Below are 12,625 nucleotides of genomic sequence, written 5' to 3'. Positions count from 1 at the left end.
ACCATGGGGGTCCTGATCCCGCTGGTGCCGCAGGGGCCGCAGGTGGCCCGAACCACCGTGCCCTACCTGACCGTCGAGCGCGTTCCGGACGCGGCCGTCCAACTCCGCTGCGCCGTCGATCTCGACATCAGCCTGGGGCCCGGTGAGCAGCTCGCCCTCCCGCTCACCCGCGACCAGGCCGAGGAACTCCTCCAGGCCCTCGCCGCCCATCTCGGCACCCGCGTCATCCGGCTGCACCGATGAGGAGCGGGACGGCCAGTTTCCTGATCGGTGCGGCCCTGGTCACCCTCCTGGCGCTCGCACTCGTCACGGTGGCCCTCGGCGTCCTCGCGACGCTGCGCGCCCCGTACCCCGACGAATCCCCGGCCGCCCCGCCGCCCCCGATCACCCGCCACGGCCGCTGGGAGCTGCGCCGACTCCCCGACGGCAGCAGCGAGTACGCCTGGATCGCCCGCCAGGCGGGCCATTTCGGCCCCGAGACCCGCGCTCCCGAGACCGCCGTCCCCGCCGCCCGGCCCCGGCCCGGTCGCCACCGCAAGCACCAGGGAATACCCGGCTGACCGCGAACGCGGGTGGCGCCGGGCCCGGTGGCCCCTGGCCCGCCCCGGCCAGGGGGTCGGAGGCAGCCCGTCCCCGTGGAGGGTTGGTGCTACGGCCGGTTCGTGAGAGCGTCGGTGAGATCGGCGACGAACCGGCACCAGGACGGAACCTGGCCCACCGGCCCGTTCTGGTCGAGCAGTTCGAAGAGCCGGTGGCGATTGCGGGGGAATCGCTTCTGGAGTTCGGCCAGGCGGCGCCCCTTGGCTCCGCTCGCCACCGCCAGGGTGTCCTTCAACTGCTGTTTGGGGTCGGGGATCCGCTCGACCGTCGACGGGCGGGGCAGTTGCAGGCCCATCCGCCCGTTCGGATTGCCGGCCACCTGCCGGATCGACTGCTCGTCCAGGAGCAGCCACGCCTCCAGCATCCGGACCGGAACGACCGGCATGTGAGCGAGTCCGGGCCACTCGGCGCGCACGGCGGCGGCGATCTCGTCCCGTCTGTCCTGGTCCGGACCGCGATCGGCATCACGCTGCAGGACGGCCAGGTCGTACGAGTCACTGAGTCCTCGGACCGCCCGCAACTTGTCAGCCACGCTGTGGCCGACCGCCGGAGTGATCCAGTCGAGGGCGGGCGAACTGACCGCGACGGGCACGTCGAGTTCCGCTGCGATCCTCTCGATGTGCGGCACCAGCCCCTCGTCGCTGGAGCCTTCGCCCAGGAAGAGAACACGCAGTGTCACGCGAAGCTCCCCGCGATGGTGAGCTGGGCGCCTGGGGGAGTCTCCAGGTACGGCAGGATGTCCCCCTTCGTCACGTACTCCGCGGACTCCCGCGCCCGCCAGGTGCCGGCGAGCGGTCGCAGTCGCAGCCGACGGGTGATCTTTCCGTCCGGGCCTCTGACGGCGGAGGTGTCGGCGAACAGCAGGTCCGCAGGGTCCACGAGTTGGACGACTCCGGGGGAGTGGGTGTTGATCAGCACCTGCCGGAAGGGGTTCTCCGGCCCGGGCCCCTCGTCCGCGTCCACGGCGAGGTCCCGGACCAGTTCGACCATGGCGGGGAGGTTGGCGGGATGGATCCCGTTCTCCGGCTCCTCCATGCAGACCAGCCCGCGTACTTCGGGGTCTTCGAGCAGCACGCAGAGCGCGAGGAAGCGAAGGGTGCCCTCGGACAGGCTCCGGGCGGGAAGGATCATGCCGTCGATCTCGTGCAGGCGGATGGTGAGGAGCTCCCGTACGTCGTCCTCCTGGACGTCCAGGGTGCGCACCTGGAGACCCGAGAGGTCGGACAGGCGCCCGGCGACCCGCGCGTACACCCGGGCCGGATCCTGCTCCTCCGCCGGGCCGTGCAGGGCGATACGGAACAGCGCACCGGGAAGGTGAAGCCCGTTGGAGCCGATGGAGCGCGGATCCGTGTACTGGTCGGAGCTCCGCAGGGCCGAAGGCTCAAGGGCGAGTCGCCGCCAGGACTGCATCTCCCGTCGGGCGGCCAGGATGGTCGGGTCGTCGCTGGAGGTGACGGTCGAGACCACGGTGGCGCGCGCCCGGGAGGCGGCGGCGGGCCGGGGCTGGCCGCGACTGCCCCCGTCCTGGTGGATCCGGATGATCGGGTCGCCGGCCTCCAGGGAGGTCGAGATGAAGGAGGTGCCGTACCGCTTGCTCCTGATCATCGGGTCCCGGAACCGGGGCTTGCTGTGGGGGAAGCGCAGGCGGGCGGGAGCGTCGCCCTTGCGGATGTAGCCGAGGCTTTCGTGCAGCAGGGCCAGCCGGCCGATCTTCTCGGCGCCGGCGGGCGGCTGGTACCCGAGTTCCAGCTCGTACCGGAGGAAGGAGGAGGTCGGCGGTTCGGAGAGCCGCCCGAAGTCGTCCTCCGTCGGCTCCGGTGCCACGATCATCTCGGCGGCGAACCGCATCCGGTGCCCCCCGGACGCGTAGCCGTTCCAGAACAGGTCCCGAGCGTCGCCGTGGCGTTCGCCGTGAGTCCCCCGTACCTCCTGGGCCGCCTCCATCAACGAACGGTCGGCCAGCAGGCTCAGGAACTGGATGGCGTCGAAGACATTCGACTTGCCGGTGCCGTTCGCGCCCGCGATGCAGGTGAAGGGGCCCAGCTCGACGGCCAGGTCGAGAAGGTTCTTGAACCCGTCGACCTCAAGCCGTGTGAGCATCTGTCCTCCAGCGTGCAACCGGGCCGCCCGGCGCGGTCAGGGTTCCAGTGCAGGATATGCCGAGGAGTCAGCCGTCGTGGACGGTACTCGACCGCTCCGGCGCGTGCCGGTCACGCCCCCAGCAGGTGCTGCAGCTCGTCCAGGACGGCGTTGGCGCCGGTGTAGCCGATGCCCTGGAACCACAGCTGGTCGGAGACCGGGAAGGCGCGGTGGGCCTTGACCGCGGCGAGCGCCTGCCAGCCGGGGCTCGCCAGGGTCGCGGTGGCGCCGGCCGCCTCGGGGTCGCCGTAGACGGCGTAGAGCAGGACGTCGCCGTCGGCCCGGGCGATCTGGTCGGCCGGGATCTCGACCGCGAACTGGGCGGCGTTCTGCTGGTCGGGCCGGGCCAGCTGGACGTCGTCGAGCAGGGTGGCGAGGAAGTTCTGCCGGGCGTACAGCCGGATCGGGGCGTTCTCGACGAAGCGGACCAGGCTGATCCGTCGCCCGGCCTGGCCGAGCGCCTGGGCGACCTGGCCGGCGTGCCGCTGGTAGGCGGCGGTCACCGCGTCGGCGGCGGCCTGCCGGCCGAGCGCCTGGGCGTGCTGCTGGAAGTTGGCCTTCCAGGGGTGGCCGGTGGCCGGGGTGAGGACGGTCGGCGCGATCCGGCTCAGGGTCTCGAAGTGGGCGGCGTCCCGGACCTGGTTGCCGAGGATGAGATCCGGCTTCAGACGCCGGATCACCGCGGTGTCGGGGGAGCCGATCTCTCCGACGACGGTGATCCCGGCGAGTCGGGAGGCGGGCCAGTAGTCGGGCAGGCCGCCGTCCGCCGGGGCCCGGGCGGCGCCGACCGGGGTGATGCCGAGGGTCATCGCCGAGTCGAGTTCGGCGGTGTCGAGGGTGACCACGCGCGGGCCGGCCGGCGGCGGGGTGTCGGTGGCGCTGTCGGTGGTCGGCGTGCCGGGGCCGGCGCAGGCGCCGAGGGCTGCTCCGCCGAGCCCGGTGAACAGGGCCCGGCGGGTGATCTGAGGCGGCATCGGGACCTCTCGGACATGGTCGACGGTTCGTCGATTATGTCCGGAATGTCACCGTGCTTCGGTCTTTCCCGCCCAGGGCGCGCCCGGCACCACCAGCGGTGTTCCGGTGACCGGGTCCGGGACGACCACCGATTCCAGGCCGAAGACCTCGCGGACCAGCTCGGCGGTGACGATCTCGGTCGGCGGGCCCTGCGCGACGATCCGCCCGCCGCGCATCGCGACCAGGTGGTCGGCGTACCGGGCGGCCTGGTTGAGGTCGTGCAGCACGGCGACCACCGTCCGGCCCTTCTCCACGTTCAGCCGCCGGACCAGGTCCAGCACCTCCACCTGGTGGGCGATGTCCAGGAAGGTGGTCGGCTCGTCCAGCAGCAGGATGTCGGTGCCCTGGGCGAGGGCCATCGCGATCCAGGCCCGCTGGCGCTGCCCGCCGGACAGCTCGTCCACGCTGCGGTCCGCCAGCTCGGTGGTGGAGGTGCGCAGCAGCGCCTCGGTGACCGCCTCCTCGTCCTCGGCCGACCACTGCTGCCACCAGCTCTGGTGCGGCTGGCGCCCGCGCGAGACCAGGTCGGCGACCGAGATGCCCTCGGGGGCCACCGGCGACTGCGGCAGCAGGCCGATCCGCCGGGCGATCTGCCTGGTGGGGATCCGGGCCAGCTCGGCGCCGTCCAGCAGGACGGCTCCGCGGGCCGGCTTCAGCAGCCGCCCGAGGGCCCGCAGCAGGGTGGACTTGCCGCAGGCGTTCGGGCCGACGATGACGGTGACCCGCCCGTCGGGGACGGTCAGGTCCAGCCCTTCGACGACCGTCCGGGCCTCGTAGGCGAGGGTCAGCCCGCGGGCCTCCAGGCGGTCGGCGGTCGTGGTGCGCGGGGTCCGCGTGTCCGGTGTGTTCTGCGCGGTCATCAGGAGCCTCCACGGCGGGATCGGAGCAGCAGCCACATCAGGTACGGCGCGCCGACCAGGCCGGTGACCACACCGACCGGCAGTTCGACGGGCGCGAGCATCCGGCGGGCCAGCAGGTCGGCGAGGACGACCACCACCGCCCCGGTGAGGGCCGAGCAGAGCAGCGGGATCTGCGCCGACCGGGCCAGCCGGACGGCGATCTGCGGAGCCATCAGCGCGACGAAGTCCACCGGCCCGGTGGCGCCCGCCGCGCAGGAGGCCAGCACGATGCCGAGCAGCGCCATGCCGGCCCGGGTGCGGTTCAGCCGCAGGCCGAGGCCGACCGCGCTGGCGTCGTCGAAGGAGATGCTGCGCTGGGCCCGGGCCGCCCAGAGCGCCACCGGCAGGGCCGCCAGCAGCACCCAGGACAGCCAGCCGGACTGGGCCTGGCCGGCGCCGTTCAGGCTGCCGGTCATCCAGACCTTCGCCTGCTGGGCCTGCAGGCCGTCGCCCTTGGTCAGGAAGACGGTGGTGAGCGAGGACAGCGCGACGCTGATCCCGATGCCGATCAGCACGAAGCGCTGCGCGTGCAGGCCGCCGCGCCAGGCCAGCGAATACACCAGCAGCCCGGCGAGCAGCCCGCCGCCGACCGCCGCGTACGGCACCTGGCCGGTGGAGCCGACCACCCCGTACGCCAGCAGGCCCACCACCAGGGCGGCCGCGCCGTGCGAGACGCCGACGACGTCCGGGCTGGCCAGCGGGTTGCGGGCGACGGTCTGGATCAGCGCGCCGGCCAGCCCGAGGGCCAGGCCCACCAGCAGCCCGACCTGCACCCGGGGCAGCCGGAACTCGCCGACCACCAGCTCGTGCGGGCTGGGGCGGCCGGTGACGACCTTGAGCACCTCGGCCGGCGACACGGTGGACTCGCCCAGGCAGAGCGAGGCGACCACGGCGGCGGCGAGCAGCAGCAGCAGGCCGCAGGCGGCCAGCGCCGAGCGCCGGTGCAGCAGGAAGGACGCCGGGCCGGCCCGCAGCACGCGGTAGCCGGCGGGCACGACGGCGGCGCTCACGCGGCCACCACCTTGCGGCGACGGACCAGCACGACCAGGACGGGGACGCCGACCAGGGCGGTCATCACCCCGGCGGGCACCTCGGACGGCGGGAAGAGCACCCGGCCCAGGGCGTCCGCGAGCAGCAGCAGCGCGGGCCCGAGCACGGCGGAGAGGGTGAGCACCCAGCGGTGGTCGGCGCCGACCAGGGCGCGGGCCGCGTGCGGCACGGCCAGGCCGACGAAGGCGATCGGACCGGCGGCGGCGACCGCCGAGCCGGTCAGCACGGTCGCGCCGAGCGCGCCGGTGGCCCGGACCAGTCCCGTCTTCGCCCCGAGGCCCTTGGCGGTGTCCTCGCCGAGCGCCAGCGCGTCCAGGCCGCGGGCGACCGCGAACACCAGCAGCAGGCCGACCAGCAGGAAGGGCATCAGCTGCCAGGCGACGTCGGCGGTCCGCCCGGAGAGCGAGCCGACCTGCCAGAATCGGAACTGGTCCATGGTGGCGGAGTCGGTGGTGAGCACCAGGGTGTTGAGCGAGGCGATGAAGGCGGACATCGCGGCCCCGGCCAGGGCCAGCTTGACCGGCGTCGCGCCGCCCCGGCCGCGCCCGGCCAGGGTGTGCACCAGCACGGCGGCCAGCGCCGCGCCGGCGAAGCCGAACCAGACGTACCCGGTGAGCGAGCCCACCCCGAAGGCGGAGATCGCGACCACCACGCCGGCCGCCGCGCCCTGGCTGACGCCGAGGATGCCGGGGTCGGCGATCGGGTTGCGGGTGATGCCCTGCATCACGGTGCCTGCCAGCCCGAGCGCCGCGCCGACCGCCAGGCCGACCACGGTGCGCGGCACCCGCAGCTCGCGGACGACCACGGCGTCGGTGGTGTCCCCGCCGTGCAGCAGGGCGGCGACGGTCTCGCCGAGCGGGATGCCGCGGCTGCCGACGGTCAGGCTCAGCAGCACGGCGGCGGCCAGCACGGCCAGCGCGGCGGCGAGCCAGAGTATGCGCCGGCGCAGCAGCCGCAGCCTGCCGGGCGCGGTGGTCTCGGTCATGGGTCCCTTCCTGCTCCTCCCCGGGGCTTCGTCCAGGGGCTTCCCCGGCGACCGGCCGGGGTGGCCCCGCCCGGGCGTGGGGCTCGGGGGAGAGGGACCGCGAACAGCTTAGGCAACGCTAAGTTCCGGGTCGGCAACGGGGCAGATCCGGCCCCCGAGCAGCTGTGGATTAGCCTGGCGGCATGCCCTCGACGCCCGCCGCAGCCCCTGCCGCCAGCCCTGCCGTGAGCCCTGCGGTGACGCCCGCCACCGCCGCCGCGGCGCCGCCCGCGCGCCCGCTGACCGTCGGGTTCGACCTCGACATGACGCTGCTGGACACCCGGCCCGGCATCAAGGCCACCTACCAGGCGCTGTCGGCCGAGACCGGCACATACGTCGACGGCGACCTGGTGACCACCCGGCTCGGCCCGCCGCTGACCCACGAGCTGCGCAACTGGTTCCCGGAGGCGGACGTACCGGCCGTCGCCGACCGCTACCGGGAGCTGTACCGGGAGCTGGCCTTCGCCCCGACGGTGGCGCTGCCCGGCGCCCACGCGGCGATCGAGGCGGTCCGCGCGGCCGGCGGCCGGGTCGCCGTGATCACCGGGAAGTACGAGCCGAACGCCCTGCTGCACCTGGAGCACGCGGCCCTGCACGCCGACGTGCTGGTCGGCGACCTCTGGGCGGAGAGCAAGGGCGACGCGCTGCGCGAGCACGGCGCCACCGTGTACGTCGGGGACCACCTGGGCGACGTCCGCGGCGCGATCCGGGCCGGGGCGGTGGCGGTCGGCGTGGCCACCGGCCCGTACACGGCGGAGGAACTGCTGGCGGCCGGCGCCGACGTGGTGCTGGCGGACCTCACGGAGTTCCCCGGCTGGCTGGCCGGGCACCTCGGCCGGTAGCCGCCGGTAGCGCCCTGAAGGGCCGCCGGGAGGGCCGGCCCGTCAGTCGGTCGCGGCGGCCCGGCGGCGCTGGGAGCGGGCCGAGCTGAGCATCCCCACCAGGGCCAGCAGGAAGCCGAGCGGCATCAGCATGCTGAGCCAGTACGCGGCGGTCGGCAGCGGCGTCAGGTCGAAGAACAGCGGGACGAAGGTCACCAGGGTGGAGACCGCCCCCAGCGCGAAGACGATCGCGCCCACCCGGACGTAACGGTCGCCACGGTCGGCGGGCTGGCTGCTCACTGGTGCGCTCCTCGGACGGGACGTGGTGTTCCGCCCCAGTCTCGCAGAGCGGCCGGGGCGCCCCGGCGGCACCCGGGGCGGGCCGCGCCGGACGCCGGGAAGCGGCGCGGGGAGAGGCCCGTCACGTTGCGCAGTTTCACGGGCGCTGGGAGTTTTGATCGCTGCTGGGCGGGGGTATGCAGCCACTGCACGGGGCGCGTCAGGTGTGCCCCGCTTTCCGGCCGGGGGTGTGAGCCAGTGGACAGCGCCATGTCGCGGTCCGGCCAGGCCGGGCCCGGTCCGGCCCCGTCCGCCAGATTCGCGTCGGGGCCCGCGGTACGAGAACGGGCCCACGCCGCGGACCCGAGGCCGTGACAGACCGTTAGTCTGCTCCGGCGGGGCGCCGGACGCGGGTTGCGCGCGGTACGGGCCGATCCCGGCCCGCCGTCACCCGGAGCCGTCCGCAGCGATCACCCAGACTGTTCGTCCAGAGCCATCCACCCAGGTATCCCCGGCGCGCCGGGGTCCTTCACACCCACCCCGAGGACTGTTCGAGATGCCCACCGGCCAGGTCAAGTGGTTCAACGAGACGAAGGGCTACGGCTTCCTGTCGCGCGACGACGGCGGCGAGGTCTTCGTCCACACCAAGGCGCTGCCCACCGGTGTCACCGTGCTCAAGCCGGGCCAGCGGGTGGAGTTCGGCGTGGTCGCCGGCCACCGCGGCGACCAGGCGATGTCCGTCACGCTGCTGGAGGCGCTGCCGTCGGTGGCCGCCGCCCAGCGCAAGAGCGCCGACGACATGGCGCCGATCGTCCAGGACCTCATCACCACCCTGGACGCGGTGCTCCCGGGCCTCCAGCACGGGCGCTACCCGGCGAAGCCGACCGGCCAGAAGCTGGCGGCGCTGCTGCGCGCGGTCGCCGACCAGTTCGACGTCTGACCGCCGGTCCGGCGGCCGACCCGGGGCTCAGAACTCCAGCGCACCCGGGCCCAGCGGGGGGACGAGTCCCTCGGCGGCGGCCCGGGTGAGCAGCCCGCGCACGGCGGCGTAGCCCTCCTCGCCGAGGTCCGCGGTGAACTCGTTGACGTACAGCCCGATGTGCTGGTCGGCGACGGCCGGGTCCATCTCCTGGGAGTGCGCCAGCACGTACCCGCGGCTGGCGGAAGGATCCGCCCAGGCCTGCCGGACGGACGCCCGGACGGTCTCCGAGATCTCCCGCAGCCGCTGCGCGCCGAGCGAGCGGCGGGCGACGATCGCGCCGAGCGGGATCGGCAGGCCGGTCTCCTGCTCCCAGGCCTCGCCCATGTCGGCGAGCTTGCGCAGGCCGTAGCCCTGGTAGGTGAAGCGGGCCTCGTGGATCACCAGGCCGGCGTCCACCCGGCCGTCCCGCACGGCGGGCATGATCTCGTCGAACGGCAGCACCACGACCTCGCCGAGCCCGCCCGGCACCGCCCGCGCGGCCCAGAGCCGGAACAGCAGGTAGGCCGTGGAGCGCTCGGACGGTACCGCGACGCTCTTGCCACTCAGGTCGTCCGGCGCCTCCGGGCGGGTGAGCACCAGCGGGCCGCAGCCCCGTCCCAGCGCCCCGCCGCAGGGCAGCAGCGCGTACTCGTCCAGCACCCAGGGCAGCGCGCCGTAGCTGATCTTCAGCACGTCGAGCTCTCCGCGCGCGGCCAGGCCGTTGGTGATGTCGATGTCCGCGAAGGTCACCTCGGGCGCGTCCGCGCCGGGCACCAGGCCGTGCGCCCAGGCGTGGAAGACGAAAGTGTCGTTCGGGCACGGGGAGTAGGCGATACGCAGGGGCTCAGCCACGGTGGACCTCCTTGAGCAGCTCCGGGTACGGCAGGGCGGCGAACACCCCGGCCAGCGCGGCCAGCGCCTCGCCGATCCGCCAGGCCGAGCGGTCGCGCGGGCCCACCGCGTTGGAGACGGTACGGACCTCCAACACCGGCAGGCCGTGCCGGGCGGCGGCCTCGGCCACGCCGAAGCCCTCCATCGCCTCGGCGGCCGCGCCGGGGTGCCGGGCGGCCAGCTCCTCGGCCCGCCCGGCACTGCCGGTGACGGTCGAGACGGTGAGCACGGCGCCGGTGGCGACGGCCAGGCCGGCGGCCCGCAGCGCCTCGGCGGCCGCCCGGGCGGCGGCCGGCGGCGGGGCGTGCCGGACGGTGCCGAAGCCCAGCGCCGTGACGTCGGCGAAGCCCTCGGGCGTCTCGGCGCCCAGGTCGGCGGCGACGATCGCGTCCGCGACCACCACCGAGCCGATCGGGGCGTGCGGCGCGAAGCCGCCGGCGATCCCGGCCGAGACCACCAGGTCGTAGCGGTGCAGCGCGAGGGCGGTGGCGGCGCCGGCGGCGGCCGCGGCGGGCCCCACCCCGGCGGCCAGCACGTCGACCCCGGTACCGGCCCGCACCGCGCGGTGCAGGACGCCCCCGGGCAGTGGCAGTGGCAGCGGCCGGGCGTCGTCACCGAGGCCCCGCAGCACCGCCTCGGCCTCGGCGGGTACCGCGACCACGACGAGCAGCCGGGCCTGCGGGAGGCCCGGCTGCTCGGTGTCGCTCGTTCGGGTGGTCACCGAGGGCGCGGTCAGGCGTCCTTGGTCGTCAGCTGGAAGTACCAGACGGCGTAGATGTCCTGGGTCTTCGGGTCCGACTGGACCACAGTCAGCAGGGTCTTGCCGGTCGCCGAGAGCGCCGTCGAGGCGGGCACCGAGCCGGACCAGGTCTGGCCGGTGCCGGCGGTCGCCAGGCTGAACTGGCCCTGCTGGCCGCCGTTGGTGAAGGCGAACCAGCCCTTGTCGGCGACCTCCGGGGTCACGCCGACGCCGATCCGGTCGCTGGCGACCACGTCGGAGGACGGGATCTTGCCGTCGGCCAGGGCCTCCTTGGCCTTGGTCTGGCAGTCCGCCTGCTCGTTCTCCGTCATGGCGGTGCCGGTGCCGCCGCAGAACGGGCGGTCGATCTCCTGCGAGGAGCGGCCGACGGTCACGGTGACGCGATTGTCACTGGGCTTGTCCTGACCGGTCGCGTACGCGATGGACCCGCCGACCGTGCCGGCGCCGATCACGACGACGGCGCCGACTGCGGCGATGACACGGGTGCTGAGGCTCATGGCAGAGAGGCTACCGGGCTTTGCCGATCACGCTACGCCGGGGTCGGCCACCGCGTGTTGTCCCGCCGCCCCGGCCGTCGCGGGCCGGCCCGGGCACCCACGCGGCAGCGGGCCCGCTCAGGCCACCTTGGCGGTCGCCGGCCGGCGCCGCAGCCCGACCCTGAACAGTGCCCGGACGGTCCACAGCAGCATCAGGCCGACCACGCCCGTGGCCACCCACAGGCCCAGCGCGCCGTCCAGCGGCAGGGTGATACCGAGCGCGCCGCCGGCCACCCAGCTCAGCTGGAGCAGGGTCTCCGAACGGGCGAACGCGGAGGTCCGGACGGCCTCCGGGACGTCCCGCTGGATCAGCGCGTCCAGCGCCAGCTTGCCCAGCGAGGCCGCCATCCCGGCCGCCCCGGCGACCACCACGACCGTCAGCACCCCGTACCAGAGCGCGGCGGCGCCGGCCGCCAGCGTGGCCACCAGCAGCATCGCGGTGACGATCGCCTCCGACCGCCGGGTGCGCAGCCAGGAGCCCAGCACCGAGCCGAGGGCGTTGCCGGCGCCGGCCGCCACCGCCACCAGGCCCAGCGCGACGGTCGGCTGCAGTCCGCCGATCGGGTCGTCCCGGAGCAGGAAGGCCAGGAACATCACCAGGAAGCCCACCAGCCAGCGGAGCGTGGCCACCGCTCGCAGGGCGAGGATCACCGACGGGCCGACCGTGCGCAGGGTGGCCTTGGGCGGCTGGGCCGGCGGCGGGTGCAGGTGCAGGTGGCCGTGCGGCTGGTCGTCCGCGTGCAGGACGGCCCGCTGCTCGCCCTTCGCCGAGTCCACCTTGTGCGGCAGGTGGAAGGCCATCAGGGTGCCGACCACGAACACCAGGAAGGCTCCGCGCAGCGGCCAGCCCGGGCCGATCAGGTGCAGCCCCGCGCCGATCGGCGCGCCGACGAAGGTGGCCAGCAGCCCCGCCAGGGTGACCCGGGAGTTCGCCTTCACCAGGGAGAGCCGGCTCGGCAGCAGCCGGGGCACCACGACGCTGCGCACGACCCCGTACGCCTTGGACGCCACCAGGACGCCGAGCGCCTCCGGGTACAGCGCGATGCCGCCGTCGACCACGGTGCCCGCCATCGTCCAGGCCAGCACGGCGCGGGCCAGCATCGAGGTGGCCATGGCGGCCCGGCGGCCGTGCGGCAGCCGGTCCAGCAGCGGGCCGATCACCGGGGCCAGCAGGGCGAACGGCGCCATGGTGATCAGCAGGTAGAGCGCGACCCGGCCGCGGGCCTCGCCGGTGGGCACCGAGAAGAAGATCGTGGACGCCAGCGCGATGGTGATCAGCATGTCGCCGAAGGAGTTCAGCGCGTGCAGCTCGATCAGTTTGGCGAGCCCCGACTCGCCGGCGCCCTCGGCCGAGGTGGCCTTGCGGATCCGGCGGCCGGTGCCGTGCACCACCCGGCCGGTCCGCAGTCCGGCGGCGGAGGCGCCGCGGACCAGGAAGTTGCGGGTGTCGGAGAGTTCGTCCTCGTCGCGGTCGAAGCCGGGCCCGGCCGCCGCCCCGGCCGCCCCGGCCGCGCTCTCGGAACCCGCGCCCTCGGCACCCGAGCCGTCCGCACCGATGCCCTCGGCGGCCGGTCGATCCGCTCGATCCGCGCCCGCGCTGTCGGTACCCGCGCCGACCGACGGCGGATCGCCCGCCGGCTGCGGCTCGTCG

Annotated in this window: 15 protein-coding genes; 4 read left to right on the top strand and 11 right to left on the bottom strand. The window is 74.6% G+C overall.

Features of this window, described 5'->3' with window-relative positions:
- Positions 1-3 precede the first annotated feature (3 nt).
- Positions 4-243, top strand: a complete 240-nt coding sequence (locus OG689_RS18705; RefSeq protein ID WP_266321800.1) for a hypothetical protein — start codon at positions 4-6, stop codon at positions 241-243.
- Entirely contained in the window at positions 240-560 is a 321-nt protein-coding gene (locus tag OG689_RS18700) for a hypothetical protein (RefSeq protein WP_266321798.1), read from the top strand. The genes OG689_RS18705 and OG689_RS18700 overlap by 4 nt, the downstream gene beginning before the upstream one ends.
- An 89-nt stretch (positions 561-649) precedes the next feature.
- Here the strand turns inward: OG689_RS18700 and OG689_RS18695 are convergent, their stop codons facing one another.
- From OG689_RS18695 to OG689_RS18670, 6 genes are all read right to left on the bottom strand, one after another.
- Positions 650-1,279 (bottom strand): hypothetical protein, encoded by a 630-nt coding sequence (locus OG689_RS18695; protein WP_266321796.1) that lies wholly within the window; start codon positions 1,277-1,279, stop codon positions 650-652.
- Positions 1,276-2,700, bottom strand: a complete 1,425-nt coding sequence (locus OG689_RS18690; protein ID WP_266321795.1) for an AAA family ATPase — start codon at positions 2,698-2,700, stop codon at positions 1,276-1,278. Before OG689_RS18690 ends, OG689_RS18695 begins: the two co-directional genes overlap by 4 nt.
- A gap of 110 nt (positions 2,701-2,810) precedes the next feature.
- Entirely contained in the window at positions 2,811-3,713 is a 903-nt protein-coding gene (locus OG689_RS18685) for an iron-siderophore ABC transporter substrate-binding protein (RefSeq protein ID WP_266321794.1), read from the bottom strand.
- A gap of 48 nt (positions 3,714-3,761) precedes the next feature.
- Positions 3,762-4,613, bottom strand: a complete 852-nt coding sequence (locus OG689_RS18680; RefSeq protein WP_266321792.1) for an ABC transporter ATP-binding protein — start codon at positions 4,611-4,613, stop codon at positions 3,762-3,764.
- Positions 4,613-5,662 carry an iron ABC transporter permease gene (locus tag OG689_RS18675; protein WP_266321790.1) on the bottom strand — a complete coding sequence of 350 codons (1,050 nt, stop codon included), beginning with the start codon at positions 5,660-5,662 and terminating at the stop codon, positions 4,613-4,615. The genes OG689_RS18680 and OG689_RS18675 overlap by 1 nt, the downstream gene beginning before the upstream one ends.
- Entirely contained in the window at positions 5,659-6,687 is a 1,029-nt protein-coding gene (locus OG689_RS18670) for an iron ABC transporter permease (protein ID WP_266321788.1), read from the bottom strand. The genes OG689_RS18675 and OG689_RS18670 overlap by 4 nt, the downstream gene beginning before the upstream one ends.
- A 182-nt stretch (positions 6,688-6,869) precedes the next feature.
- Here OG689_RS18670 and OG689_RS18665 point away from each other — a divergent pair, with 182 nt between their 5' ends.
- Positions 6,870-7,568, top strand: a complete 699-nt coding sequence (locus OG689_RS18665) for an HAD family hydrolase (protein ID WP_266321786.1) — start codon at positions 6,870-6,872, stop codon at positions 7,566-7,568.
- Positions 7,569-7,610: 42 nt separating this feature from the next.
- Here OG689_RS18665 and OG689_RS18660 read toward each other — a convergent pair whose 3' ends face one another.
- Positions 7,611-7,847 (bottom strand): hypothetical protein, encoded by a 237-nt coding sequence (locus tag OG689_RS18660; protein WP_266321783.1) that lies wholly within the window; start codon positions 7,845-7,847, stop codon positions 7,611-7,613.
- A 535-nt stretch (positions 7,848-8,382) separates the two neighbouring features.
- Here OG689_RS18660 and OG689_RS18655 point away from each other — a divergent pair.
- Complete coding sequence (locus OG689_RS18655) at positions 8,383-8,766, top strand: cold-shock protein (RefSeq protein WP_073924044.1); 384 nt, start codon at positions 8,383-8,385, stop codon at positions 8,764-8,766.
- 27 nt (positions 8,767-8,793) lie between these two features.
- Here OG689_RS18655 and OG689_RS18650 read toward each other — a convergent pair whose 3' ends face one another.
- The 4 genes from OG689_RS18650 to OG689_RS18635 form a co-directional block, all read right to left on the bottom strand.
- Positions 8,794-9,639, bottom strand: coding sequence for a 1,4-dihydroxy-6-naphthoate synthase (locus OG689_RS18650; RefSeq protein ID WP_266321781.1), 846 nt, complete (start codon positions 9,637-9,639; stop codon positions 8,794-8,796).
- Positions 9,632-10,399 (bottom strand): futalosine hydrolase, encoded by a 768-nt coding sequence (locus tag OG689_RS18645; protein ID WP_266321779.1) that lies wholly within the window; start codon positions 10,397-10,399, stop codon positions 9,632-9,634. The genes OG689_RS18650 and OG689_RS18645 overlap by 8 nt, the downstream gene beginning before the upstream one ends.
- 11 nt (positions 10,400-10,410) lie before the next feature.
- Positions 10,411-10,935 (bottom strand): hypothetical protein, encoded by a 525-nt coding sequence (locus OG689_RS18640; protein ID WP_266321777.1) that lies wholly within the window; start codon positions 10,933-10,935, stop codon positions 10,411-10,413.
- Between the two features lie 117 nt (positions 10,936-11,052).
- Positions 11,053-12,366: an MFS transporter gene (locus OG689_RS18635; RefSeq protein WP_266327259.1), complete on the bottom strand. Its 1,314-nt coding sequence runs from the start codon at positions 12,364-12,366 to the stop codon at positions 11,053-11,055.
- Between the last annotated feature and the right edge of the window lie 259 nt (positions 12,367-12,625).

This window comes from Kitasatospora sp. NBC_00240 (assembly GCF_026342405.1).
GTDB lineage: Bacteria > Actinomycetota > Actinomycetes > Streptomycetales > Streptomycetaceae > Kitasatospora.
This window is presented reverse-complemented; position numbering and strand designations above follow the sequence as displayed.